We start from the raw sequence: 23,964 nt of genomic DNA, 5'->3' as shown, positions 1-23,964 counted from the left end.
ATCGCCCCATAGAAGGACCGCATGGCCGAACCGCCGGCGCCACAGTGCTCGCATAGTTCAACCCGATCACTTTCGTAACTTTCGCAACTCTGCTACGATTAGTCGAGTTCCAGCGATGAGGCGAAAGGAAGGGAGACCCATGAGCACCGCCTCCGCGGAGATTGTTAACCCGGTTCCGGCCGATGCCAATGGGCTTGCCGATGTCCTCAGCTTCATCGAGGCGCACGAGGCCCGTCACGGGACTCCTAAGCCTGCGTTCTTCCTGTCCGGTGCGAGCGAACACGACCGCGTCGAACTGACCGAGCAGCTTTACGAAGTCCTCAAGCGTGTCGCCCACGCCCTCAGCCACGGCCAGTCCATAAGTATCTTGGCTCGCGATCGAGAAATCTCCACCCAGCAGGCCGCCGAGATCCTCGGCCTGAGCCGCCCCACGGTAGTTCGCCTGATCGAGGACGGCGAGTTGCACGCGCACGTGCCCGGCGCTGTGCGTCGCAAGCTGCGGCTTGCCGATGTTCTTGCCTACCGCGAGGAACTTCGCGCCCGGCGCAACCGGTTCATTACCGAGAGCTCGGCGGAGTTCGCGGATGCCGACGCCGACGAGGTCGCCGAGTTACTCGCCGAGGCGAAACGCAAGCGTTGACCGTCGGCGGCGTCTGAAAGACTCGCCCACGTGTATCGCGCTGTCCTCGACACCTGCGCCCTTGTGCCGAGCCTTCAGCGCGACTTCCTGTTGCAGCTGGCCACCGGGGAGGCCTACGCGCCTGTTTGGGGGTCTGGGATCCTCTTCGAGCTGGACTATGTCCTCGCCGGCTTGCACGACAGGCGCGGAATCACTGATAGCGCCAGTCGCCGTCAGCACCTTTTCGATCAGCTGAAGCAGGCGTTTCCGGGCGCAGAAGTCCGAGCCCCCAAAGACCGGGAGTACTACTACGGGCTCAACGATCCCGATGACGGCCACGTCGCCCACGCCGCGATCATCGGCAAAGCCGACGCCATCGTCACCGACGATCGCCGGGCTGGGTTCAGCACAGCGCACGTGCTCGTGCAAGCCGATATCGAGACCGTGCACCCACATCAGTTCGCCGTCAACACAGTGTCAGCGCACCCGCATGCGGGAGTGCGTGCGTTGCGAGAGATGTCGAATCGGCGGACCAACCCGCCGCAGACCCCGGAACAGATTCTCGAACTGCTGGTGACACGGCACAACATGACCGAGGTCGCCGAGATCATGCTCCCGCCGCTGGCGGAAGACACCCGGTGACAGGGTGTCGGTGCGCAGCGCATACGAGGACGAAAGCGGCACACTGCGGGGTCGACAGTTCAGATTCTCGATCGACCGCGAGGTTGAGGACGACGGCGATACGGACGGGTTCACACAGCCTGGAGCTGAAGTGCCACCTCGACGGTTTAAGAAGTCGTTTCAGCAGTACGCGCCGAAGGGTGCCTCCTCGACGGTGGTGAATCCGATCTGCCGGACGATCGGATCGTCGAGGACCCGCGCCCACGCTTCGGGACCTTGGGTGCACTCGGGCACCAGCAGCTGGATGTCGAGGTCGTCTCGGCCGAGGAACGTGGAGAAGGTTCCGGCGGGTGGTTCGGGGACGGTAGTGACGTCGATCCCGAGACACAGCGGCCGAGTGGCAGGCCTCAGCGGGTAAAGAGGTAGGTGCTTGTCGTCGTCCATGTTAGGAGGGCGCACGTACCGCATGAAACGGCGGTTGGGCTGGCCCTCCGGGAGCGCAATCGTCGCAGTCGCCAGAGTCGCACAGCGGAGTGACAACAGACCCGGGGAACCCCTCGGCGCGTCGCAACACTGAATCCCGTCTCCAGGATAGGGAATCGGCGTTATAGAGCATCGGCGAATGTGGCGTGAGGTGCGTGTCCTGGTGCCGTGGAATCTGAACTCACACGCAAACAGAAAGAGGTCAACGGGTAATGAGATCGACTCCATCATGCGCCCGCGACTGAGGCGCTTCCTCGAAGGCATCCAACACACGCACGCCAAATGCCGGCACCATGGCCGATTGCGCTTCTTCCTTTGTCATTCAACGGATTTCACGGGACTCGTCGGTTGTATGGGGCTCACCAGCAGCCGGCCGACAACGGTACACCAGGGCGACAATTCCGTGAATCACGTTTCCTACGCCAGCCTCGCCAGCAAATCGGGCGCGGACCTCAGATAGGTCCAGAAAACCATGGGCCACTCCACGAACGACCGTGACCGCAAACATCTACAGCGACCTCTACGCCGACGACCTGGACCAGGTCGCAACGAACCTCGATCAGCTCCACGCGACCGAGATTCACACACCGAAGACCGGACAAGAACCGGACGAGTCAAACTGACAACCGAGTGCAGGACCCGTGTCTATGCAGTTCAACGCAGTGGCCAGGGACGGGATCGAACCGTCGACCTTCCGCTTTTCAGGCGGACGCTCGTACCGACTGAGCTACCTGGCCGGAAGGCAACGTGTGCCTCGCCGTATCGGCGACCCTGACGGGACTCGAACCCGCGACCTCCGCCGTGACAGGGCGGCGCGCTAACCAACTGCGCCACAGGGCCTTGCTGCTGCTCCGCGATTCCGCGTAACAAGTACCCCCTACGGGATTCGAACCCGCGCTACCGCCTTGAAAGGGCGGCGTCCTAGGCCGCTAGACGAAGGGGGCCAGAACCGAATCTCTCCGGGGCACTCGCAACATGGTGATCATTGGGAGCCACGTCAGCTTAGGTCACGCCGGGCCTAATCCTCAAACGAGGCGCCCGTGGCAACCCAGTATCCTGAGTCTCCGCGCCCCTATAGCTCAGTTGGTAGAGCTACGGACTTTTAATCCGCAGGTCGTAGGTTCGAGTCCTACTGGGGGCACAAAACCGGCCCCGAAACCCCCTCCGGCGGCCGAGTAGGCCGCGTTAAGCACGTCACACCGCTTGGCTATGCTCGCGGCATGCTTCCCGACACAAATGGAGTCCAGCCCAACGCGCCCGTCGCCCTGGTGACCATGGAAATCCGTCACCCGGCAACGGATGCCCTCACCGAATCGGCGAGCCGGGAGCTCAAACAGCTGCTCATCAACGACTTGCCGATCGAACGCCAGGCGCAGGACGTCAGCTGGGGCGTGACGGCGCCGGGCGCGGCGCCGCAGCCGGTCGCGGATCGTTTCGTTCGCTACGTCAACCGCGACAACACCGTCGCCGCGTCGCTGAAGAATCAAGCGATCGTCATCGAGACCAGCGCGTACAGCAGCTTCGAGGCCTTCACCGACATTGTGCTGCGAGTCGCCGACGCGCGTGCCCAGGTCTCGTCAATCGTCGGAGTGGAGCGCATCGGTCTGCGTTACGTGCTGGAAATCCGGGTGCCGGCCGGTGTCGACGGCCGTATCGAGTGGAGCAACTGGATCGACGAGCAATTGCTGGGGCCGCAGCGCCTCACTCCCGGCGGCCTGTTCCTGACCGAATGGCAGGGCGCCGCCGTGTACCGCGAGGCACAGCCCGGAAAGTCGCTCATCGTGCGCTATGGCCCGGGCGTGGGGCAGGCCCTGGACCCGAGCTACCACCTGCGCCGCACCACGCCCGCGCAAACCGGACCGTTCTTTCTGATGGACATCGACAGCTTCTGGACTCCGCCCAGCGGGTCCATCCCCGAGTACAACAGGGACGCGCTGGTTTCGACGTTCCAGGACTTGTACGGACCGGCGCGCGTCGTGTTCCAGGACATGATCACCAGCCGCCTGAAAGACGAGTTGATGCGCCAGTGAGCGCCGCGGACGGGAGCTAAGTCCCGAGCACCGCGCTGCTGTAGGTCAGGTCCGAAAACGCGGTCGCAAGTTCGTCCTCGGGGTATGCAAAGCCGTTCGCCTGGTGCAGCTCCTTGACCGTGTGCGACGCGGTCTGCCAGCCACCGCGGCTCAAGTAGTCGACGATGTGACTGCGGGTGCCGTGGTAGACGAGAACGTTGAAGTCGACCTCGAACCCGAGTTCACTCATCCGGTCGTGATGCGAGCGCCACCGCTCGTCCGCGAAAATCGCTGTGTCCGGCACGAATTCGAAGGCCAGCCGGCTGCCGGGGGCGCTTAGGGCGGTGATGTTGTCGAACAGTGCGTCCTGCGCGTCGTCGGGCAGGTAGACGAGCAGCCCTTCGGCGCTCCACGCCGCCGGAAGCGTCGGGTCAAACCCGGCCGTCTGCAATGCCGCGGCCCAGTCGTCGCGCAAATCGATGGCGACGGTGCGCCGCTCGGTGGTGGGTTCGGCGCCCAATGCGCGCAGTGTCGAGGTTTTGAACTCGATCACCTCCGGCATGTCCACCTCGTAGACGACGGTGCCCGCCGGCCACGGCAGCCGATATGCGCGCGCGTCCAAACCGGAGGCCAAGATGACCACCTGACGGATCCCGTGGGCAGTCGCGCCGAGGAAGAATTGGTCGTAAAACCTGGTGCGGCAAGCCATTCCGCGCGCCATTCGCTCGGGATCGAACTCGGAATCCTCGTCGACCGGAATCTGTCCGTTGACCAAGCGGGTATAGACGTCCATCCCCACCGCGCGCACCAGTGGCGCGGCGAACGGGTCATCGATGAAGGCATATTCCGGATCGGCGGCCAGTGCGCGCTGCGCGGCGACCATCGTCGCCGTCGCTCCGACACTCGTCGCGAGATCCCAGCGATCACGATCCGTGCGCACCATGCAGCTCCCTCATCCCCTAATCAGAAAAATATAGACAATCTAGTTAATATCACAGACTCGCCTGTCGCTACCGTTGCCAACCGTGACCGACTTCGCGCAGCGCGCCATCGAACTCGCCCGCCAGAATGTCGCCGAGGGCGGCCGCCCGTTCGCGACCGTCATCGTCAAGGACGGCCAAATCCTTGCCGAAAGCGCCAACAAGGTTGCGCAAACCAACGACCCGACCGCGCATGCCGAAATCCTCGCCATTCGGGAGGCGTGCACCAAGCTGGGCACCGAGCATCTGGTCGGCACAACTTTCTATGTGCTGGCTCATCCGTGCCCCATGTGTCTGGGCTCGCTCTACTACTGCTCGCCAGACGAGGTGGTCTTCCTGACGTCGCGCGATGCTTATGCGCGGCACTACGTCGATGACCGCAAGTACTTCGAGCTGGACACCTTCTACGACGAGTTCGCCAAGGACTGGCAGGACCGTCGCCTGCCCATGCGCTATGACCCGCGAGAGGAAGCCGTGGACGTCTACCGCTTCTGGCAAGAACGCAACGGCGGGCAGCGTACGGCAAGCACACCACTGCCATAGCCCAACCGGCGCGATCTGACACGTCATCGTTATTGCGCTACTATTTGCGTATGCATGCAGATAACAGAGCAACCCGCTTACCCGACGACCAGGTCAGCCTGGTGGTCGAGGTGTTCCGGATGCTCGCCGATGCCACTCGCGTGCAGGTGCTGTGGTCGTTGACCGACCACGAGATGTCGGTCAACGAACTAGCCGAGCACGTAGGCAAGCCGGCCCCGTCGGTCTCCCAGCACCTGGCGAAGCTGCGGATGGCGCGCCTGGTGCGCACCCGCCGGGACGGAACCACGATCTTCTACAGCCTGGAAAACGAGCACGTACGCCAATTGGTTACCGACGCCGTATGCAATGCCGAGCACGCCGGTCCCGAGGTGCCCCGCCACCACCGCGGCGAAGGTGGATTGCACGCCGTCAACAAACCCTGATTGTCAATAATCGCAACACAATTGAAGGAGATGATATCGATGAGCGGTACCCACACCCACGACACGCCACACGCCCACGAGCACCACCACGGCGAGGTCGCTCACAGCCACGCCCACACCAGCCACGAGCACGAGCACGTCGCACACGAACACCCGCATTCACACGAGGACGGCACCGAGCACACCCATCAGCACGTGCACCAGCCCGGCCTCGAAGAGGCACACAGCCACACCCACGGGTGAGGGTCTACACCTTCGGGCAGTAATGCATGGGGTTGTCGCGCTCGTCCAGCGGCGGCAGGTTGCGCGCCGGCGTCTGAACCAGCGGCGTGTCGGCCGGGATGCGCCCCCTCGCGCGATCCCAGCCGGCACGTGCCCGCGGGTGCTTGCGGTAGCGCCGCGGGACGAGCGCGAACACCCCACGCACGACGTCACCGAAGCGGCGGTGCAACCACTCGTCGCGACGCGACCACCGATAGCCCATCAGCTCGCGCACCGGCGGATCATAGAGGCCCACGGTGACCCAGACGAAGAACGGCGCCAACAACTTTCGCTGCGCGGCCCACAAAAAGTCCGGAAGCTGTTGCGCGAATGGCGGTTTGGGTAGCTCGGTGAGGTCGAGCACGGCCCGGGCCGCATAATTTGTCTCCAGCACATTGCGGCACATGTGGTCCCAGTACAGCTGGAATTCCTCCCAGGACGCCGGCACCGGACGCATGCTCATCCCATACATCCGATACCAGGCGACGTGTTCGTCGAACAGCTGGCGCTTCTGCGCCTCGGTCAGTCCGCCGCAGAATCGCTCGGCCACATGGATGGTGCCCACGAAGAATGTGGCGTGCGCCCAGTAGAAGACGTCCGGGTTCAGCGCGTGGTAGCGACGGCCCTGCCCGTCGACGCCTTTGATGTCGACGTGGTAATCGCGCACCTCGGAGCCGGTGGCTGGCGCGCAGTCGCCGTCGAAAACCACTCCCGCGATCGGATACAACGACCGCATCAACCGCGGCCAGCGCTCCCGGAAGAAGGTCGAGTGCTCTTCAACGGCCGCGCCCAGCTGCGGATGCATGTTCTGCATGGATCCCGCCCAGGGACCCTGCAGCATGCCCCGCCAGTCGCCGAAGTATTTCCACGTCAGGGAATCCGGGCCGAGGGGCATCGGCGGCGCGTCGTAACCCAGCGGCGACACCGGACAACCTGCGGCCACTTCGGTGCTGGTCAGTGGGCATTGCGCCGACGTATCTTGAGTCACTGTTGTTTTTCCCCTGGCGTCAGCGTCAAATCTGACTACGTATGTTGTCACTTTTAGAGTCTAGGAGGGAAGTGCAGACCGGTCAAAGACGGGGCGGCCGCTGGTCGGGCGTTCCCATCGAGGATCGCCACGCATTGCGACGCGACGACCTCATTGCCGCCGGAGTGGAATTGCTCGGCGAGCGGGACGGACCAGCGCTCACAGTTCGCGCAGTCTGTCGCAAGGCGGCATTGACCGAGCGCTACTTCTACGAAAGCTTCGCCGACCGCGACCAATTCGTGCGCGCGGTCTATGACGACGTATGCACGCGAGCGATGACGACCCTGATGTCCGCGAAGACCCCGCGGCAAGCCGTCGAGCAATTCGTTGCGCTGATGGTCGACGACCCGGTCCGCGGCCGCGTCCTATTGCTGGCCCCCGCGGTAGAACCGGTCCTGACGCGGTCCGGCGCGGACTGGATGCCCAACTTCATCGAGTTGCTGCAGCGCAAGCTGTCGCGGATCGTTGATCCCGTTCTGCAGAAGCTGGTCGCCACCAGCTTGATAGGCGCCCTGACCGGCCTGTTTACCGCGTATCTGAACGGCCAGCTGGGCGCCAGCCGCACCCAATTCATCGACTACTGCGTCGACATGTTGCTCAGCACCGCGGCTACCTATGTGCCCCAGCGTGAGCCCGGCGAGAACTCGACCGCCGCTCGCTAGTTAAAACCCCGGCAGATCCGGGAAGTCAACCATTAGCTGCGTTCGCCGGTTGGTCTATATCGTGATGCGCCACACCGCGGTGAAACTTGATGCTACTGGCAGACACAGATATATTGACTGCTACCAACAGATACAGATAACTGGAGGGCCCATGTCAGCCGAGCTGACCGACCTACAGCTGCTGCACGAACTCGAGCCGGTCGTCGAGAAGTACATGAACCGGCACGAGAAGATGCACAAGAACTGGAACCCGCACGACTACATCCCGTGGTCGGACGGGAAGAACTTCTATGCGCTGGGCGGCCAGGACTGGGATCCCGAGCAGACCCAGCTCTCCGACGTCGCCCAGGTCGCGATGGTGCAGAACCTGGTCACCGAGGACAACCTGCCGTCATACCACCGCGAGATCGCCATGACCATGGGCATGGACGGCGCCTGGGGACAGTGGGTCAACCGCTGGACCGCCGAGGAGAACCGGCACGGCATCGCGCTGCGCGACTACCTGGTTGTCACCCGCGCCGTTGACCCGGTGGAGCTGGAGAAGCTTCGTCTCGAGGTGGTCAACCGCGGTTTCAGCCCCGGCCAGAACCACCAGGGCGGGCTCTTCGCCGACACCCTGTTCGACTCGATTCTCTACGTCACGTTCCAGGAACTTGCCACCCGCGTCTCGCACCGCAACACCGGCAGGGCCTGCAACGAGACCATCGCCGACCAGTTGCTCGCCAAGATCTCCAACGACGAGAACTTGCACATGATCTTCTACCGCGACGTCAGCGAGGCCGGCATCGACTTGGCCCCCAACCTCGCAATGACGGCGCTGCACAAGATCCTGCTCAACTTCCAGATGCCCGGATTCCTGGTGCCGGAGTTCCGGCGCAAGGCCGTCATGATCGCCGTCGGCGGCGTGTACGACATCCGGATCCACCTCGACGAGGTGGTGATGCCGGTGCTGAAGAAGTGGCGGATCCTCGAGCGCGAGGACTTCACCGGTGAGGGCGCCCGGATGCGCGACGAAATCGGCGAGCACATCCAGGAACTCGAGCGCGCCTGCGACAAGTTCGAAGTCACCAAGCAGCGCTATCTCGAGCGCGAGGCCCGCCGGTCCGAGAAGATCACCGCGCGTAAGGTGCTCTCCACCAAGGGCACGCTGAAGATGAGCGGGCGGTAGTTGACCGTTGCGCATCGGCCCAATCGAGCTCGCCAGCCCGGTTGTGCTGGCCCCGATGGCCGGTGTGACGAACGTCGCGTTCCGGACGTTATGTCGTGAACTAGAGCAATCGAAGGTCGGCACGGTCAGCGGGCTGTACGTCTGCGAAATGGTGACCGCACGCGCGCTCGTCGAGCGCAACCCGGTCACCATGCACATGACGACGTTCGCGCCGGACGAGACGCCCCGCTCGCTGCAGCTTTACACCGTCGACCCGGAGACCACCTACGCGGCGGCCCGGATGATCGCCGACGAAGGCCTGGCCGATCACATCGACATGAACTTCGGCTGCCCGGTGCCCAAGGTGACCAAGCGCGGCGGCGGAGCGGCGTTGCCGTTCAAGCGGCGGCTGTTCGGCCAGATCGTCGCCGCCGCGGTACGCGCCACCGAGGGCACCGACATACCGGTGACCGTCAAATTCCGGATCGGCATCGACGACGAGCACCACACGCATCTGGATGCCGGCCGCATCGCCGAAGCCGAAGGTGCCGCCGCGGTCGCGCTACACGCCCGTACGGCAGCGCAACGCTATTCCGGCACCGCCGACTGGGACCAGATCAGCCAGCTCAAAGCGCATGTCCAGACGATTCCCGTACTTGGCAACGGCGACATCTACGACGCCAGCGACGCGCTGGCCATGATGGCGACCACCGGCTGCGACGGCGTGGTCATCGGTCGTGGCTGCCTGGGGCGGCCGTGGTTGTTCGCCGAGTTGTCGGCGGCCTTCACCGGCAGCCCGGCACCGACCCCGCCGACGCTGGGCGAGGTGGCCGACATCGTCCGCCGGCACGGGGCGTTGCTGACCGAGCACTTCGGCGAAGACAAGGGCATGCGCGATATCCGCAAGCACATCGCCTGGTATCTGCACGGCTTCCCGGCCGGATCCGATCTGCGGCGAGCATTGGCCCTGGTCAAGACGCTCGACGAGCTGGACGGTCTGCTGGATCGGTTGGACGCGGCGGTGCCGTTCCCGGATGCCGCCGCCGGCCCGCGCGGCCGCCAGGGGTCACCGGCGCGAGTGGCCTTGCCGGACGGCTGGCTCAACGACCCCGAGGATTGCCAAGTGCCCGAAGGCGCCGACATCATGCATTCTGGTGGTTGAACCGAGATGCTCCTGAAATCGCGTCTTGGCCGATAAATCAGTACGATGTGTGCCTTACGGCATGCGCGCAGCGCTGGTCAGGTAGCGCTGCGTTGACGTTTGTGCGCAGCACCACTGACATCCGCATCAAAGTTCGGAGGCCGGTAGGACATGAGTGACGGCGATAAAGACGCCACTCCTGGCCGCCGGCACGCCCGTACCGGCAGTGATGCTGAATGGCATACCGCAAACCAGGAAGCAATGCCAGGCGCCGCGCCGTGGGAGCGTTTCTCCGCGCCGGTCCACGATGATCTTTGCCGATGGTCGGCTCCGCCATCGGAGCCATCGGCTGCGGCCGAGCAACCCGAAGAACCTGAGGACACCTCAAGCACCGGATCTCACATCGGCGGGGGCGTCAGCGTTGCCGAACTGATCGCCAAACTCGGCGCTACTGTTCCCCAGCAACCCACTCACCATCGGGTTGCCGCGGACGTTGAGCCAGACCCGGAGCCCGACGACGCCGACGGGCAGCAGGACACCCAGGTCATCCCGATCCCGGCCTACTCTTTTGAGCTGTTTTCCGAGATTCCCGATCTCGCGGCGGCCAACTATCCCGATGACGAAGCCGACCGCGCTGATGCCGAGCAGGCCAGCAAGGCCCTGTCGGCTCGCGGCGGTGGGTCCGACGGCGCAGGCAAAGGCCCCAAGAACCGCGAGTCGAAACCGAAACCGCGCCGGCGCCGGGTGCTGCTGGCCGGTCGTTCGCTGGCGGCACTGGTTGCCGTGCTGGCGTTGTCCCTGACCGGTGGCGCATGGCAATGGAGCGCGTCGAAGAACAGCCGACTCAACACCGTCAGCGCACTCGACCCCAGCTCCGGCGACATCGTCGATCCCAATGGTCAGTACGGCGACGAGAACTTCCTGATCGTCGGGATGGATTCGCGTCTTGGGGAGAACGCCAACATCGGTGCCGGCGACACCGAAGACGCCGGCGGCGCCCGCTCGGACACCGTGATGCTGGTGAACATTCCGGCCAACCGCCAACGGGTGGTAGCCGTCTCATTCCCGCGTGACCTGGCGATCAACCCGATCCAGTGCGAGGCGTGGAACCCCGAGACCGGCAAGTACGGACCCATCTATGACCAGAAGAGCGGAAAAATGGGCCCGCGCATGGTCTACACCGAGACCAAGCTCAACTCGGCGTTCTCCTTCGGCGGTCCGAAGTGTCTGGTCAAGGTCATCCAGAAGCTGTCAGGCCTGAGCATCAACCGGTTCATCGCCGTGGACTTCGTCGGGTTCGCCCGAATGGTCGAAGCGCTCGGCGGCGTCGAGGTGTGCAGCACCACCGCGCTGCGCGACTACGAACTCGGCACGGTGCTTGCCCACGCCGGACGCCAGCGAATCGACGGGACGACCGCGCTGAATTACGTGCGTGCCCGTCAGGTCACCACCGAGAGCAACGGCGACTACGGCCGGATCAAACGCCAGCAGTTGTTCCTGTCCTCGCTGCTGCGTTCCCTGATCTCCGCGGACACGCTGCTCAACCTCAACAAGCTGAACAACGTCGTCAACATATTCATCGGCAACAGCTACGTCGATAACGTGAAGACCAAAGACCTGGTTGAGCTGGGTCAGTCGTTGCAGCACATGGCGGCCGGGCACGTCACGTTCGTCACCGTGCCAACGGGCGTGACCGATCAGAACGGCGACGAGCCGCCGCGCACCGCCGACGTGAAGGCGCTTTTCACCGCGATCATCAACGACGACCCGCTACCGCTGGAAAACGATCACAACGCCCAGACGCTGGGCAGCTCGCCCACTACCGGCCCGACCACCGCGCCGACCACCAAGAAGGCACCGGAAACGAGTCCGGCTAACGAGTCGCACAGCGAGCAGATGATGACCACCTCGCCGCAAGAGGTAACGGTGCAGGTCTCCAACGGAACCAGCACCGCTGGCCTGGCCGCCACCGCCGCCAGTCAGCTCAAACACAACGGCTTCAACGTGATGGCGCCCGACGACTACCCGAATTCGCTGAAGACGACAACGGTGCGCTTCTCGGCGGGCAACGAGCAGGCCGCCGCGACCGTGGCTGCGGCGCTGGGCAATTCGAGGGTCGAGCGGGTTACCGGAATTGGCAAGGTAATTCAGGTCGTCCTCGGCCCGGACTTCAGCTCGGTGACCACTCCCCCGCCCAGCGGCTCCTCGGTAAGCCTGCAGATCAGCCGCAATTCGACCGCGACGCCGACCAGGCTTCCCGAAGACCTGACCGTCACCAACGCCGCAGACACCACCTGCGAATAGCCGCTTTGGGACAGTGCCTCAGCGCGTTTCCCGGATGGAGAACGTAGGCTTTACCCATGCGGACCGCCTACCATGAGCAACTCTCGGACCTGTCCGAGCTGCTCGGCGAGATGTGCGGGCTGGCCGGGATAGCCATGGAGCGGGCCACGCAGGCCCTGTTGCAGGCCGATCTGGTGCTGGCCGAACAAGTGATCTCCGACCACGAAAAGATCGCGACGCTGAGCACCCGCGCCGAAGAGAATGCCTTCGTACTGCTGGCCTTACAGGCACCGGTCGCCGGCGACCTGAGGTCGATCGTGAGCGCCATCCAGATGGTGGCCGACATCGACCGAATGGGAGCGCTGGCCCTGCACGTCGCCAAGATCGCCCGCCGGCGCCACCCGCTGCACGCGCTGCCCGAAGAGGTCAATGGATACTTTGCCGAAATGGGCAGAGTCGCAGTCGAATTGGGTTCCAGTGCGCAAGAGGTGGTGTTGTCCCGCGATCCCGAGAAAGCCGCGCGGATCCGCGAAGAAGACGACGCGATGGACGACCTGCACCGGCACCTGTTCAGTGTGCTGATGGACCGGGAATGGAAGTACGGGGTGGCCTCCGCCGTCGACGTGACGTTGCTGGGCCGCTTCTATGAGCGGTTCGCCGATCACGCCGTCGAAGTCGCTCGCCGGGTGATCTTCCAGGCGACCGGCAAATTCCCCGAGGACGAGGCGTCGCAAGCCCCGCAGTAGCCGATTACAGCCGCTCGGCTTCGATCACGTGCATGAGCGAATGCGTGGGCACCACGCGCAGCAGCCGGAAGCCGGCTGCTGCAAAGAGTTTTTCCATCGCCGAGCGGGTGCGCTCGCGGCCTCCGTTGAACAAGACGAGCATCTCGAGGTCGAGCAGTTTGGCGAAGCCGGGACTGTTGCCGTGCTCGATCACCGCGTCGATGACGAAAACCCTGGCACCCGGATTGGCCGCGCGGTGGATGGTGGCCAGGATCCTGGTGGCCAGGTCGTCGTTCCAGTCGTGCAGGATGTGCTTGAGCACGTAGCCGTCGCCGGCCGGAACCTCGGTGAAGAAGTCGCCCGCCATCAGCTCGCAGCGTGCGGCCGCGGAGGAGCCGGCGACGTCGGCGCGGGCCAGCTCGATCACTTCGGGCTGGTCGAACAGGACTCCGCGCTGCTCCGGATTCTTCTCCAGTGAGCTGAGCAGAAACGCACCGTGGCCGCCCGCGATGTCGACGAGGGTCGGCACACCCGAGAAGTCGAAAGCGGCATGCACGGCATCGACTTCCTGGGCAGAGAAGGCGGTCATCGCTTCGCCGAATATCCGGCCGAACTGCGGGTGCTCCTTCATGTAGTCGAATGCGTACGCCCCGTGTACGGATTTGAATGCGCACTCGCCGGTGCGGACGCTGCTGCGGAATTCGCCCCACGCATCCCAGGTGGGGCGGCCACCGAACATCATCGCCATGGATCGCATCGACCCCGGGGCGTCGGCGCGCAACGCATCCGACAGCGGCGTGTTGGCGAACCGGCCCCCGTCGTCCTCGGCGAAGACGCCGACGCTGGCCAGCGCCCGCAGCAGTCGGTAGAGCGAGTCGGGATGCGCACCGCAGGCGGCCGCAAGATCTTCCACCGATCTGGGTCCGGCGCCAAGCTCGTCGGCGACGCCCAGTTCGGCGGACACCGAGATGGCCTGCGACACCCACTTGCCGGCCAGCAGGTCGAGCACGCCTACGGCCGGTGACACCGCGCTATCCATGGCCGCGCCCCTCACTCCGCCCGGACGGGCAGCTTCTTCACTCCGTTGAACCAGTTCGACCGGATGCGCGGGGCGGGCCCGGCGGGCGCGAGATCGGGCAGCCGCCTTAGGCATTCGCCGAGCGCGACGCGCGCCTCCATCCGCGCCAGCGCGTTACCCATGCAGAAGTGCGGGCCGTGCGCGAAGCTCAAGTGGTCGTTGGGGGTTCGTGCGACGTCGAAAACGTCGGGTTCGGTGAAAACCTCTTCATCGCGATTCGCCGAGGCGAAGAACACCGCGACCTTGTCGCCGGCGGCGATCTTCTGCCCGCCGATCTCAGTAGCGCGGGTCGCGGTGCGGCGAAAATGCAGGATCGGCGGGTCGTAGCGAAGAAACTCCTCGACCGCACTGGCGATGAGAGCCGGATCTTCGAGCAGCCGGCGGCGCTGATCCGGGTGATTCATCAGCGCGAGCATCCCGTTGCCCAGCAATAGCCGAGTGCTGTGTGTGCCGGCCGCCAGCAGCAGCAGGAAGAACATCCCGAACTGGTGGTAGCTGAGCTTGTGGCCGTCGACCTCGGCCGTCATCAGCCGGCTCAGCAGATCGTCGCGGGGCACCTTGCGCCGCTCCTCGGCGAGCATATGTGCGTATTCCATGAAACGCCTGGTGGTTTCGGCGCGGTGCTCCTCGGAGGTCTGGTATTCGGCGTCGTCCGGAGTGAGCAGTTCGTGGACCCACCGATTGACCATCGCCCCATCGGTCGACGGCACGCCGACCATGTAGAGGATGGTGCCGATGGGCAGCTTGGCCGCGAATTCATCCATGAAGTCGACACTTTCACGCGCCTCCAGCTTGTCGGCGAGAGCGTCGACCAGGGAGGCGACCCGCCCCTTCACCCAGGCACCCACACTGCCCAGCCCGTAGGGCGTAAACGCCTGACCGATGATCGCCCGATGGCGGGTGTGCCGCGGCGGATCCATGTTCGCGAGGTGATCCGGCGAGACCCGCATGTCCTCGAGCGGAAGGTCAGCGATCTGGGTGCCGCCCCGCTGCGACGAGAATGCGTCAGCGTCGCGCAACACCCGAAGGGAGTCGCCGTGCTTAGTCACAGCCCAAAAACCGCGGCCCTGCGGCTCGTCGTGGAAATAGACCGGCGCCTCGCGTCGCAGCAGGGCGAACCGATCGTGCGGCACACCGGCGAGGTACACGTCGGGGCTCAGGATGTCGATGTCCAGTAAGTCTTGTTGCACGCTCATCGACGGCTCAGCTAGACCGCGCGGGTGAGTTCGACGAGCCGGTTGGTCATCGCGCCGATCATCGTCCATGCCTGCCCAAGAACTTGTTCGAGTCGCTCATAGGTCCGCGGGCCGACCTTGCGGACGAGCTCCTCACCCATGGCCGCGTGTTCGTCGTCGGCCTCGACGTGGAGCTCAAAGTAGTTGTTGTTCAAGTACTTTGCCAGTATCGGCATGGCCTTGCGGTGGTATACCGAGCTGGCGTTCTCGATGACCAGGTGCACGATGGCGGCCTTCTCCACATCGTCGAGAACGAACATCTGATGGGCGAACCACTCGGTGATCGCCTCCATGATGGCGTCCCGGAACGGTGGCTCGTCCGGGTCGGCCACATCGGCGCGGTCGGCGTGCAGGGCGTCGTGGCCCAGCTCTTCGGTCATGTGGCCGAAGAAGACCTTTTCGAACAACTGATCCCGTACCGAGGCCTGCCGCGAGAAGAGGAGCGTCTGATTGCCATCAACCCAGATTTGCAGGGCATCTTGATACCTCTTTCTCTTGTAGGGGTCTTCGAGCGTGCCGTCGGCGAGTAAGTCGAAGACCGGTAGCCGGCCGAACTCCTCGATGCGCTCCCGGTTCCACGCGAGCAGCTTGGCGTGCGCGGTCGATTCATCGGCGAACAGGACGCGGGGTTCCTCTGGGTTCGTATAGAGGCCGGTGCCGAACTGGATCGAAACGCCCGAAAGTCCTTCGGGCCCAGCGACGAACCCGTGATGACAGCCCGGCGGTACCACGACCACGTCGCCGCCGGCCACCTGGCGGGTGATGTCGCCATCGAGCGTGCCCCAGCCCTCGAAGAAGATCATCATCGATTGGATCGGGTGAACGTGGGTGTCGAGCTGCTCCCCCGAGCCAAGACGGACCCAGCTGATCGCGAACTCTGAACTCGGTGGCAGGAACCCGGCCAGAGCATGGTGCCAACGGAAGTCGCGCAGCTCTCCGAGGGCGTGTATGACACCGTCCTGCTCGACGCTGCGGATCGCCGGGATCGCTTCCCGCGGCACCACGCCGCACAGCACATCCCGCTCATTGGCCACCGTAGTCATATTGTCCTCCAATCGTTTTCAGACCAGCGTGATCCACTCATGAGCCTCATCGGTGCAGTCCCGCACGGTCGCCGCGTAGAGCTTGGCCAGCTGGCATGTCACCGGCCCGCTGGTACCGCGGCCGACGGTGCGGCCATCGATTTCCCGGATGGGCGTCACTTCCGATGCCGTTCCGGTGAAGAACGCCTCGTCGGCGCTGTAGAGATCGTCGCGGGCGAACCGCTGCTCGCGGACGCGAATATCCATCCGCTGCGCGAAGTCCAGAATCGTGTCGCGGGTTATGCCCTCGAGCGCCGAGGTCACCGGGGGCGTCCAGAGTTCCCCGCGCCGGACGATGAAGACGTTGGCGCCGGTGCCCTCGGTGACGTAACCCTCGTGATCGAGCAGGATCGCATCGTCGACACCGGCGGCCTTGGCCTCGGCGAGGGCAAGTATCGAGGTCATGTAATTGCCGTTGGCTTTCGCGCGCAGCAGCAGCGAGTTGGGATGACTGCGAACATAGGTGGAGGTCTTCACCCGGATGCCGCGCTCGGCCGGGGCGCCACGCACGCGTTCGACCCAAGGCAGCGCCACGACGGCGACCCGCAGCGTCAGCTGATCGGTATACGGGCTGAGGCCGCGGACCCCGTCGTAGAACACGAACGGCCGCAGGTAGGCGTCACCGAGCCGGTTTTCCCGAACGACGTCGAGCTGGGCCTGCACCAGGTCATGGGGCTTCCAGTGGTCCCGCAACGGCAGGCCGAGGATTTGGGCGGACCGGTACAGCCGCGCGGTGTGCTCGCAGAGCCGGAAAACGGCGCTGCGTTTACCGGTGCGGTAGACACGGACGCCTTCGAATACGCCAAACCCGTAGTGATTTGCCCACAGCGGCGTATGCGCGTCTTCGTGACGGATAAGGGCACCGTCGAGCCAGACCAGCAGTCCGGGCGACGGTGATTCGATCACGCTGCACCGTCGGTATCGAGGCGCACCAACTCGGCCAGGCGGTTGCCCATTGCGTCGAACATGTCCCAGCCGTCCTCGAGGATGCGGTGCAATCGCCGGTAGGCCAGTGGGTGCAGGCCGGTCAGCAACTGCGCGCCGAGGTCTTTGTGCTGCCCGTCTTCGAGGTGCGCTTCGTAGTAAGCCATTGCGCCGCTCGCCCGGAACACTTCCTGGGTGCTCGCTTTGCTGAAGAACGCTTCGGCTGCGGCCTCCAGAACGAGGTGCACCAGGACGGCCTTTTCCGCGTTGTCACGGACGAGCATCTGATGGGTGAACCAGCTCAGCGTCGCGCTCATCACGGGATCGGGCGCCACGGCTGAGTCGCCGGCGGGCAGGAGCGTGTTGTGACCCAGCTCGTCGACGAAATGTTCTTGGAACTTGCCTTCGTAGGTGTGGTCGGAGCAGGTGGCCTGCCGGGCGATGATGGTCTTCTGGAAGGCGTCCGACAGGGGCCGGATCTGTCGTATGAACGCCGCCCGCTTCGCCGGGTCGTCTAGGGTGCCGTCGTCAACCAGCCGGAACATTGCCCCCTGGCTGGTCCTGCGGACCCGCTCTTCGTTGCGTTCGATGAGGGCGGCAAGCGAAGAAATCCCTTCTGCGCCTTCATCATTGGCGGCGCTTCGGGCGAACGTGATGACCAGTGCCTCCAGGCCGTAGCGCGCGGTGACAATCAGCCCGTAGGTGCCGTTCGCCGGAATGGTAACCACGTCTCCCGGCGCGATGCAGCGCCCGTCGAGAAGTCTTGCCTCACCGCGGAATACGAGAAGTATCGTGTCGAACCCAACCTTGCGCTCGACGATCTCGTCTTCTCCGGCCTCGATCCAGGCGAGCGAGAAGCGGGCTCCGTGGGGAAGCAGCGAGCGCAACGTTTCATGGGCATTGAAGGCCCTATAGCGAGCTCCGCTCGCCAGGTCCTCGGACGGGATTTCGCGGGATCCGATTACGTGAACCGATTGATTGAGCCCCATGGCGTTTTGCCCCTTCGCGACTGCTTGAACGGGGACAACGTTGCCCGGCGACTGCTGCGTAAATATTGCCGAATTGTTGAATAACCTGGTCGCTGGCTCATAGCTGGCTCCTAGCCAGCTGTGCGGGCTAGCCGAAGCGCCCGGAGATGTAGTCTTCGGTGGCCTTCTGGGTGGGATTGGAGAAGATCTTCTCGGTGTCGTCGATCTCGATGAGGCGCCCGGGTCTGCCCACGGCTTCGAGGTTGAAGAATGCCGTCTGATCGCTCACCCGTGCGGCCTGCTGCATGTTGTGGGTGACGATGACGATGGTGTAGTCCTGCTTCAATTCACTGATCAGGTCTTCGATCGCCATCGTCGAGATCGGATCCAATGCCGAGCACGGCTCGTCCATCAGCAACACATCGGGTTGCACCGCGATGGCCCGCGCGATACACAACCGCTGCTGCTGTCCACCGGACAAACCGCCGCCCGGCTTGTCCAGGCGATCTTTGACCTCGTCCCACAGATTGGCGCCGCGCAGCGAGTATTCCGCTGTTTCGTCGAGCAGCTTGCGATTGCGAATGCCCTGCAACTTCAAACCGGCCACCACGTTGTCGCGGATCGACATGGCGGGAAAGGGGTTGGGCCGCTGGAACACCATTCCGATGGCGCGCCGCACCCCCACCGGGTCGACGCCGGCACCGTAGATGTTCTCATCGTCGAGCAGCACGGTGCCCTCGACGCGGGCACCGGGGATCACCTCATGCATGCGATTGAGGGTGCGCAGCACGGTCGTCTTGCCGCAGCCCGAGGCGCCGATGAAGGCGGTGACACTGCGCGGCAGAACCGACAGCGTCACATCGGCAACGGCGTGAAAGGCGCTGTAGTAAATGTTGACGCCCTTCAGGTCCAATCTTTTGGCCACTTATGCTCCTGCCGTTAACTTCTTGGGCGCAAAGATCTTCGCAACCACCCTGGCTCCGATGTTGATGACCGCGATCACCAAGATCAAAGTCAGGGCGGCGCCCCACAGTCGGTCTGTGGGAACCGGGTTGGTCCCGGCGCCGGCCGATCTCTGGTCATACATCATGCCGGGCAGAGATCCCATGAACCCGCTTAATAAGTCAAAGTTCATCGCTTGCGAATAACCAACCAGGATCAGCAGGGGCGCGGTCTCCCCCAACACCCTGGCCAACGCCAGCATGACGCCGGTGATGATGCCGGACAGGCCGGTCGGAATGACGATCCTGGCGATGGTCTTCCACTTGGGCACGCCCAGCGCGTAGCTGGCTTCGCGCAGGTCCACCGGGACGATCCGCAGCATTTCCTCGGTCGCCCTGATGATCACCGGAAGCATCAGCATCACCAGCGCCAGCGACACTGCCAGCTGCGAGCGGGAAAGGCCCAGCCCCGCGACCCACACCGCGTAGACGAACAAGGCTGCCACGATCGAGGGCACGCCGGTCAAGATGTCCACCATGAACGTGACCAGCCGGGCCAACAGGCTGCGGCCGCCGTATTCGACGAGGTAGATAGCCACCAAGAGGCCGATCGGGACCGAAATCGCGGCGCACACCAAGCCCTGCAATAGGGTGCCGACTATGGCGTGGTAGGCACCGCCGCCGGCCACGAAGGGTGTCATACCCGCTTGCGAATGTGTCCACCACACCGTGGATAGGAGCACTTTGCAGCCCTTGATCAGCACCGCGCACAGCACCCAGACCAACGGCGCCAGGGCGATCGCCATCGCGAGCGATACCAGTGCGGTGGCTACGTGGTTCACGATGCGCCGCCGATTGCTCAGCCCGGAGAGACTGCGAGCCTTGAGGGGGCGGTCCAGCATCGAGGTCATCGGGATAGCCTCCCGGACCGCGTCCCGGTCACAGCGGCGCGCGCCAGCGCGTCGACCACGAACGTAAGCAGGAAGAGCACCAGCCCCGCGGCGATGTAAGCGCCGGCCTTGTACTGGTCGGTGAACTCCGACGCCGCACCCGCGATCTTGCTGGCGAACGTGGAGCCACCGTCGAATATCGACCATCCGAACGCTTCCTGGGTGCCGCGCAGGATGATCAGCATCGCCATCGTCTCCCCCAGGGCACGGCCCAGACCGAGCATCGCGCCGCTGATGTAACCGGACCGCCCGAAGGGCAGGACGGTTGTTTTTGCCACCTCCCAGCGAGTGGCACCCAGGGCCAACGCCGCCTCGATCTGTTCTTGCGGGGTATGGGCGAACACTTCCCGGGTGACGGCCGTGATGATCGGCAGGATCATCACGGCCAGGACGATCCCCGCAGTGAAAATCGTGCCGCCGCCGGCGACCGTGGTGTTGCCGCTGGCGAATAGAAAGCAGTGTCCCAGGTTGTGGTTGAGCCAGGTCGCGACCGGTTGCAGCCGCGGCGCCAGGACGTATAGACCCCATACGCCATAGATGATCGAGGGCACCGCTGCCAGCAGATCGATCAGGTAAGACAGGGGCGCCGAAAGCCGGCCAGGCGCGTACTGCGTCAGAAAGATCGCCACGCCCAGTGCCACCGGCATCGCAAGGACCAGGGCGAACAGCGAGACGAAGACCGTCACCTGCAGCAGGTCGAGGATCCCGAATCGCATTGCCGACGTGTCCTCGGTTGCCCAAGTTCCGCCGTAGGTGAAGAAGTTCACCTGATTGCGCGATAGGGCCGGCAGCGCGCGCCACAACAGGAAGACCCCGATTGCGCCGATCAGCACGACCATCAGGACACCGGACCCCTCCGACAACCCGCGGAACAACCGGTCACCCAGAGACGCGTTGGCTGGGTTGGGCGTTGTCACTGTGATCCCATCACTGTCGGTTGCGCCGAGCCTCCTATTCGGCCTTACTCCATTGCATTGACCGCCACGACCAGGCGCTCCTTGACCTTATCGGGCAAGGGAACGTAGCCCGCCGCGGCAAGGCCCGTTTGGCCGTTGTTGACAGCGGTGGTCAGGAACGCCTTGACCGCGGCGGCCGTATCGGGCTCGTATCCCCGTGAGCACACGATTTCATAGGTGGCCAGCACCAACGGGTAAGCGTTGGGGTCCTGCAGTCCATAGATCGAGTTCAGCTCTAGTACCAGGTCGTTGCCCGCCGCCGCGAACGAGACGGCGTTGATGGCGTTGCGGGCGGTTTCTTCGGTGAGCGGGACCACGCCATTGCCGGTGTCGATCTGCGCGAACGGCACGTGGGCATGATCGGCGAAACCCTTCTCGACATATCCGATCGTGCCCGCGGTGGCCTGCACCGCCTGAATCACCCCGGCCGACCGTTGCGCTCCCTCGCCGACACCGCCGTGAAATTCGGTGCCCACACCTTTGGTCCAGGTCTGCGGGGCGGCAGCGGTGAGATATTTCTGAAAGTTGTCGGTGGTTCCCGACGAGTCCGCCCGGAAAATGGGCGTGATGGCCGTGTTGGGCAGCGGCACACCGGGATTCATAGCCACCAGCACCGGGTCGTTCCAGGTGCGGATGGCGCCGCTGAATATCTTGGCGACCACTTCAGCATCGACGGTTAGCGTCTGAACGCCAGTTAGGTTGTACACCAACGCGATGGGCCCGAAGACTAACGGCAGGTCCCACGCCGCATGACCTTTACACCGCTTGGCCGCCGGATCGATCTGCGCGGCGACCAGCGGCGAATCAGAACCCGCGAAGTCGACATGGCCGGCGATGAACTGCTCTCGGCCGGCGCCGGACCCGGTCGGGTTGTAGGACACCTTCTTGCCCGGGCAGAGCTGGCCCCACACCTCGTTGAACAGGGCCATGGCGTTCTGCTGGGCCGTCGACCCCTCCGCGGTCAGCGCATTTCTGCCGCCACACGACGCCGCGCCCGGGGCTGCCCCGGACATTGCGGAGGAGGCATTGTGGCGGTTGTCGTCGCTGCCGCACGCGGCCAGAACTCCACCGCACATCGCCGCAACCGCCACCGCCATTGCCCTGCCCACCGTGTCGAGCCTCACCGATCTCGCTTCCCCAAACGCTTTTCGACGGTTGCCGGCCACCCCCAGGGAGATAGCCAACTCAATCAGAAAGTATGCGCGTAGGCCGTATCGACGCTGTAAGTGGTGAAGCCCAAGCGCCGGTAGGTCCCGATTGCGGCGGCGTTGTCGGACTCCACGTACAGCAGCACCGTGGGCTCGGCCGCTGCGGCCAGTCGCCGCGCCAGTGACGCCAGGCCGATCGCGGTCAGCATCTGTCCTAGCCCCCGGCCCTGCGCCGACGGGTCGACGCCCAGGACGTAGACCTCCCCCAGGCCCTCCGAGTGCACTTTGGTCCAGTGGAAGCCCAGCAGTTTGTCTGCTTGGTCTTCGAATGCCAGGAACAGGCCCGCCGGGTCGAACCATGGTTCGGCGCGCCGTTCGGCCAGTTCCGCTGCGGTCCACCCGCCCTGCTCGGGATGGTGGACGAAGGCCGCGTTGTTCACCCGCAGCAGCTCTGCATCGTCGTCGGTCCCGGCGTACGTGCGGACGAGCACCCCGTCGGGGATCTGCGGTTCGGCGATGCCGTTCAGCGGCCGTCGCATCTGGACCAATTCGCGGACGGGTTTGAGGCCGAGCGCCTCGGCGGTCGCCTGAGCGGGCGCCAGGGTGCCGTGCGCCCAGAATTGGTTGTGCCCGTTGGTCTTTGCCAGCGCCGCCGATGCCATGGCGGCGCCGACGCCGCGGCGACGGGCGCGGGGGTGCACGACCAACTCCGCCATCACGCCGCCCGGACTCAGGTTGAGGTAGCCGACGATTGCGCCGTCGGCATCGGTGGCCAATAGATGGTCGGTCCGTTCGACCCCCAGCTCCCGCAGCACTTGTTCGCCGACGGGCGCGACTTCGTCGGACTCGACTGCGGCCGCGACGATTTCGCGCACGGCACGCTGCTCATCAGCGGTCAGTGCGGCGCGCCAGTCGAGGGACGTCACTGACTGCGCAACGGGTCGACCAGTGGTCCTTGGACGCCATCCCGGTTGGGCTCGGAGTCGCCGTCGTCGTCGGGCTCGGCGACCGGGGCCCTGCCCCGGGCCGGCCGAACCGCCTTGTAACCGACGTTGCGCACGGTGCCGATCAGTGCTTCGTATTCCGGGCCGAGCTTGGCCCTGAGTCGTCGTACGTGGACGTCGACGGTTCGAGTGCCGCCGAAGAAGTCATAACCCCAGACCTCGTGCAGCAGCTGCGCGCGGGTGAACACCCGGCCGGCGTGCTGCGCCAGATACTTGAGCAGCTCGAACTCTTTGTAGGTGAGGTCGAGGGGACGCCCGCGCAGCCGCGCGGTGTAGGTGCCTTCGTCGATGACCAGCTCGCCCAGGCTCACCTTGCCGACGCTTTCCTGATCAGCCAGGCCACCGCGGCGGCCGACCACCAGGCGCAGTCGGGCGTCGATCTCGGCCGGGCCGGTGGTGGGTAGCAGAATTTCGTCGAGGCCCCAGTCGGCGCTGACGGCTACCAGCCCGCCTTCGCTCACCACCGCCAGCACCGGGGCCGAGCGCCCGGCCGTGGTCAGCAGACGGCATAGGCCGCGCGCGGCCGAGAGGTCATTGCGTGCGTCGACGAGCACCGCGTCGGCGTTTCCGGCCTCCAGTAAGGACGACGCCTCTGCGGGCGCGGTCCGCACTGTGTGGGGAAGTAACGACAGCGACGGCAGGACCGGGTCGGGATACAGCTCTGAGGTCAGTAGTAATAACTCCAACAAGCCCCTCCGGCGTCGTGGGAAAGGCATCTCCCAGGGTCATCGCGCGATGTGATGTCAGTGGCCAGC

25 protein-coding genes, 4 tRNA genes and 2 pseudogenes are annotated in these 23,964 nt (G+C 64.6%); 13 read left to right on the top strand and 18 right to left on the bottom strand.

Going from position 1 to position 23,964, the window contains the following annotated elements; translation table 11 throughout:
- The first annotated feature begins 139 nt into the window (after positions 1-139).
- Together BST12_RS04315 and BST12_RS04310 are read left to right on the top strand one after the other, a co-directional pair.
- Positions 140-640: a helix-turn-helix domain-containing protein gene (locus BST12_RS04315; protein ID WP_083111769.1), complete on the top strand. Its 501-nt coding sequence runs from the start codon at positions 140-142 to the stop codon at positions 638-640.
- A 30-nt stretch (positions 641-670) separates the two neighbouring features.
- Positions 671-1,261 (top strand): PIN domain-containing protein, encoded by a 591-nt coding sequence (locus BST12_RS04310; RefSeq protein WP_083111768.1) that lies wholly within the window; start codon positions 671-673, stop codon positions 1,259-1,261.
- Between the two features lie 159 nt (positions 1,262-1,420).
- On the opposite strand, the gene BST12_RS30580 is transcribed toward BST12_RS04310, so the two are convergent.
- Both BST12_RS30580 and BST12_RS04300 read right to left on the bottom strand, forming a co-directional pair.
- Complete coding sequence (locus BST12_RS30580; protein WP_139801483.1) at positions 1,421-1,684, bottom strand: hypothetical protein; 264 nt, start codon at positions 1,682-1,684, stop codon at positions 1,421-1,423.
- 241 nt (positions 1,685-1,925) lie between these two features.
- Positions 1,926-2,138, bottom strand: a pseudogene (locus BST12_RS04300) (NUDIX hydrolase); the annotation flags it as partial.
- Between BST12_RS04300 and BST12_RS04295 the strand changes: the two are divergent.
- Positions 2,139-2,346, top strand: a pseudogene (locus BST12_RS04295) (site-specific integrase); the annotation flags it as partial.
- 40 nt (positions 2,347-2,386) lie between these two features.
- Here the strand turns inward: BST12_RS04295 and BST12_RS04290 are convergent.
- From BST12_RS04290 to BST12_RS04280, 3 genes are all read right to left on the bottom strand, one after another.
- A tRNA-Phe gene (locus tag BST12_RS04290) sits at positions 2,387-2,460 on the bottom strand.
- 29 nt (positions 2,461-2,489) lie between these two features.
- Positions 2,490-2,563 (bottom strand) — tRNA-Asp (locus tag BST12_RS04285).
- 31 nt (positions 2,564-2,594) lie between these two features.
- A tRNA-Glu gene (locus BST12_RS04280) sits at positions 2,595-2,667 on the bottom strand.
- A gap of 124 nt (positions 2,668-2,791) precedes the next feature.
- Between BST12_RS04280 and BST12_RS04275 the strand changes: the two genes are divergently transcribed.
- Together BST12_RS04275 and BST12_RS04270 are read left to right on the top strand one after the other, a co-directional pair.
- A tRNA-Lys gene (locus BST12_RS04275) sits at positions 2,792-2,864 on the top strand.
- 79 nt (positions 2,865-2,943) lie between these two features.
- Positions 2,944-3,753 carry a TIGR04255 family protein gene (locus tag BST12_RS04270; protein ID WP_083111767.1) on the top strand — a complete coding sequence of 270 codons (810 nt, stop codon included), beginning with the start codon at positions 2,944-2,946 and terminating at the stop codon, positions 3,751-3,753.
- Between the two features lie 16 nt (positions 3,754-3,769).
- On the opposite strand, the gene BST12_RS04265 is transcribed toward BST12_RS04270, so the two are convergent.
- Positions 3,770-4,675, bottom strand: coding sequence for a class I SAM-dependent methyltransferase (locus BST12_RS04265; RefSeq protein ID WP_083111766.1), 906 nt, complete (start codon positions 4,673-4,675; stop codon positions 3,770-3,772).
- Between the two features lie 82 nt (positions 4,676-4,757).
- Here BST12_RS04265 and BST12_RS04260 point away from each other — a divergent pair, with 82 nt between their 5' ends.
- The 3 genes from BST12_RS04260 to BST12_RS04250 are packed head-to-tail and all read left to right on the top strand — an operon-like array spanning position 4,758 to position 5,920.
- Positions 4,758-5,255 carry a nucleoside deaminase gene (locus BST12_RS04260; protein WP_083111765.1) on the top strand — a complete coding sequence of 166 codons (498 nt, stop codon included), beginning with the start codon at positions 4,758-4,760 and terminating at the stop codon, positions 5,253-5,255.
- A gap of 50 nt (positions 5,256-5,305) precedes the next feature.
- The gene (locus tag BST12_RS04255; RefSeq protein WP_083111764.1) at positions 5,306-5,677 is read left to right on the top strand and encodes an ArsR/SmtB family transcription factor; all 372 of its coding nucleotides are present in this window, start codon (positions 5,306-5,308) and stop codon (positions 5,675-5,677) included.
- A gap of 39 nt (positions 5,678-5,716) precedes the next feature.
- Positions 5,717-5,920, top strand: coding sequence for a zinc transporter Slc39a7 (locus BST12_RS04250; RefSeq protein WP_083111915.1), 204 nt, complete (start codon positions 5,717-5,719; stop codon positions 5,918-5,920).
- Positions 5,921-5,924: 4 nt separating this feature from the next.
- On the opposite strand, the gene BST12_RS04245 is transcribed toward BST12_RS04250, so the two are convergent.
- Entirely contained in the window at positions 5,925-6,926 is a 1,002-nt protein-coding gene (locus tag BST12_RS04245; protein WP_083111763.1) for an oxygenase MpaB family protein, read from the bottom strand.
- A 71-nt stretch (positions 6,927-6,997) separates the two neighbouring features.
- Here BST12_RS04245 and BST12_RS04240 point away from each other — a divergent pair, with 71 nt between their 5' ends.
- The 5 genes from BST12_RS04240 (at position 6,998) to phoU (ending at position 12,944) form a co-directional block, all read left to right on the top strand.
- Entirely contained in the window at positions 6,998-7,627 is a 630-nt protein-coding gene (locus BST12_RS04240) for a TetR/AcrR family transcriptional regulator (RefSeq protein ID WP_083111762.1), read from the top strand.
- A gap of 151 nt (positions 7,628-7,778) precedes the next feature.
- The gene (locus BST12_RS04235; RefSeq protein ID WP_083111761.1) at positions 7,779-8,795 is read left to right on the top strand and encodes an acyl-ACP desaturase; all 1,017 of its coding nucleotides are present in this window, start codon (positions 7,779-7,781) and stop codon (positions 8,793-8,795) included.
- Between the two features lie 7 nt (positions 8,796-8,802).
- Positions 8,803-9,936 carry a tRNA dihydrouridine synthase DusB gene (gene dusB, locus BST12_RS04230; RefSeq protein ID WP_083111760.1) on the top strand — a complete coding sequence of 378 codons (1,134 nt, stop codon included), beginning with the start codon at positions 8,803-8,805 and terminating at the stop codon, positions 9,934-9,936.
- 150 nt (positions 9,937-10,086) lie between these two features.
- Positions 10,087-12,219 (top strand): LCP family protein, encoded by a 2,133-nt coding sequence (locus tag BST12_RS04225; protein WP_083111759.1) that lies wholly within the window; start codon positions 10,087-10,089, stop codon positions 12,217-12,219.
- Between the two features lie 56 nt (positions 12,220-12,275).
- Entirely contained in the window at positions 12,276-12,944 is a 669-nt protein-coding gene (gene phoU, locus BST12_RS04220; RefSeq protein ID WP_083111758.1) for a phosphate signaling complex protein PhoU, read from the top strand.
- A gap of 4 nt (positions 12,945-12,948) precedes the next feature.
- Here the strand turns inward: phoU and BST12_RS04215 are convergent, their stop codons facing one another.
- From BST12_RS04215 to BST12_RS04165, 11 genes are all read right to left on the bottom strand, one after another.
- Positions 12,949-13,962 carry a methyltransferase gene (locus BST12_RS04215; protein WP_170062047.1) on the bottom strand — a complete coding sequence of 338 codons (1,014 nt, stop codon included), beginning with the start codon at positions 13,960-13,962 and terminating at the stop codon, positions 12,949-12,951.
- An 11-nt stretch (positions 13,963-13,973) separates the two neighbouring features.
- Positions 13,974-15,197, bottom strand: a complete 1,224-nt coding sequence (locus tag BST12_RS04210; RefSeq protein WP_083111756.1) for a cytochrome P450 — start codon at positions 15,195-15,197, stop codon at positions 13,974-13,976.
- An 11-nt stretch (positions 15,198-15,208) separates the two neighbouring features.
- Entirely contained in the window at positions 15,209-16,279 is a 1,071-nt protein-coding gene (locus tag BST12_RS04205; RefSeq protein ID WP_083111755.1) for a hypothetical protein, read from the bottom strand.
- Between the two features lie 18 nt (positions 16,280-16,297).
- Positions 16,298-17,224, bottom strand: a complete 927-nt coding sequence (locus tag BST12_RS04200) for a branched-chain amino acid transaminase (RefSeq protein WP_083111754.1) — start codon at positions 17,222-17,224, stop codon at positions 16,298-16,300.
- A complete protein-coding gene (locus BST12_RS04195; RefSeq protein WP_083111753.1) occupies positions 17,221-18,231 on the bottom strand; it encodes a hypothetical protein in 1,011 nt (336 codons plus the stop codon). Before BST12_RS04195 ends, BST12_RS04200 begins: the two co-directional genes overlap by 4 nt.
- A gap of 127 nt (positions 18,232-18,358) precedes the next feature.
- Complete coding sequence (gene pstB, locus BST12_RS04190; protein ID WP_083111752.1) at positions 18,359-19,135, bottom strand: phosphate ABC transporter ATP-binding protein PstB; 777 nt, start codon at positions 19,133-19,135, stop codon at positions 18,359-18,361.
- On the bottom strand, positions 19,136-20,062 hold the full coding sequence (gene pstA, locus BST12_RS04185) for a phosphate ABC transporter permease PstA (protein ID WP_083111751.1): 927 nt from the start codon (positions 20,060-20,062) through the stop codon (positions 19,136-19,138).
- Entirely contained in the window at positions 20,059-21,018 is a 960-nt protein-coding gene (gene pstC, locus BST12_RS04180) for a phosphate ABC transporter permease subunit PstC (RefSeq protein ID WP_245850053.1), read from the bottom strand. Before pstC ends, pstA begins: the two co-directional genes overlap by 4 nt.
- 44 nt (positions 21,019-21,062) lie before the next feature.
- Positions 21,063-22,181: a phosphate ABC transporter substrate-binding protein PstS gene (gene pstS, locus BST12_RS04175; RefSeq protein WP_083111749.1), complete on the bottom strand. Its 1,119-nt coding sequence runs from the start codon at positions 22,179-22,181 to the stop codon at positions 21,063-21,065.
- Positions 22,182-22,246: 65 nt separating this feature from the next.
- A complete protein-coding gene (mshD, locus tag BST12_RS04170; RefSeq protein ID WP_083111748.1) occupies positions 22,247-23,131 on the bottom strand; it encodes a mycothiol synthase in 885 nt (294 codons plus the stop codon).
- A complete protein-coding gene (locus BST12_RS04165) occupies positions 23,128-23,898 on the bottom strand; it encodes a winged helix-turn-helix transcriptional regulator (RefSeq protein ID WP_139801482.1) in 771 nt (256 codons plus the stop codon). The genes mshD and BST12_RS04165 overlap by 4 nt, the downstream gene beginning before the upstream one ends.
- Between the last annotated feature and the right edge of the window lie 66 nt (positions 23,899-23,964).

It is taken from the genome of Mycobacterium angelicum, from assembly GCF_002086155.1.
Lineage (GTDB): Bacteria > Actinomycetota > Actinomycetes > Mycobacteriales > Mycobacteriaceae > Mycobacterium > Mycobacterium angelicum.
Note: the sequence above shows the minus strand (reverse complement) of the source record. Positions and strands in the feature narration are given on the sequence as shown.

Bases quoted from the DNA above. Each gene is read 5' to 3' on its own strand.
- BST12_RS04210 (WP_083111756.1), bottom strand. From the start codon at position 15,197: ATGAGCGTGCAACAAGACTTACTGGACATCGACATCCTGAGCCCCGAC.
- BST12_RS04195 (WP_083111753.1), bottom strand. From the start codon at position 18,231: ATGGGGCTCAATCAATCGGTTCACGTAATCGGATCCCGCGAAATCCCG.
- BST12_RS04205 (WP_083111755.1), bottom strand. From the start codon at position 16,279: ATGACTACGGTGGCCAATGAGCGGGATGTGCTGTGCGGCGTGGTGCCG.
- BST12_RS04225 (WP_083111759.1), top strand. From the start codon at position 10,087: ATGAGTGACGGCGATAAAGACGCCACTCCTGGCCGCCGGCACGCCCGT.
- BST12_RS04255 (WP_083111764.1), top strand. From the start codon at position 5,306: ATGCATGCAGATAACAGAGCAACCCGCTTACCCGACGACCAGGTCAGC.
- pstA (WP_083111751.1), bottom strand. From the start codon at position 20,062: ATGACCTCGATGCTGGACCGCCCCCTCAAGGCTCGCAGTCTCTCCGGG.
- BST12_RS30580 (WP_139801483.1), bottom strand. From the start codon at position 1,684: ATGGACGACGACAAGCACCTACCTCTTTACCCGCTGAGGCCTGCCACT.
- phoU (WP_083111758.1), top strand. From the start codon at position 12,276: ATGCGGACCGCCTACCATGAGCAACTCTCGGACCTGTCCGAGCTGCTC.
- BST12_RS04250 (WP_083111915.1), top strand. From the start codon at position 5,717: ATGAGCGGTACCCACACCCACGACACGCCACACGCCCACGAGCACCAC.
- BST12_RS04235 (WP_083111761.1), top strand. From the start codon at position 7,779: ATGTCAGCCGAGCTGACCGACCTACAGCTGCTGCACGAACTCGAGCCG.
- BST12_RS04265 (WP_083111766.1), bottom strand. From the start codon at position 4,675: ATGGTGCGCACGGATCGTGATCGCTGGGATCTCGCGACGAGTGTCGGA.
- BST12_RS04215 (WP_170062047.1), bottom strand. From the start codon at position 13,962: ATGGATAGCGCGGTGTCACCGGCCGTAGGCGTGCTCGACCTGCTGGCC.
- BST12_RS04270 (WP_083111767.1), top strand. From the start codon at position 2,944: ATGCTTCCCGACACAAATGGAGTCCAGCCCAACGCGCCCGTCGCCCTG.
- BST12_RS04315 (WP_083111769.1), top strand. From the start codon at position 140: ATGAGCACCGCCTCCGCGGAGATTGTTAACCCGGTTCCGGCCGATGCC.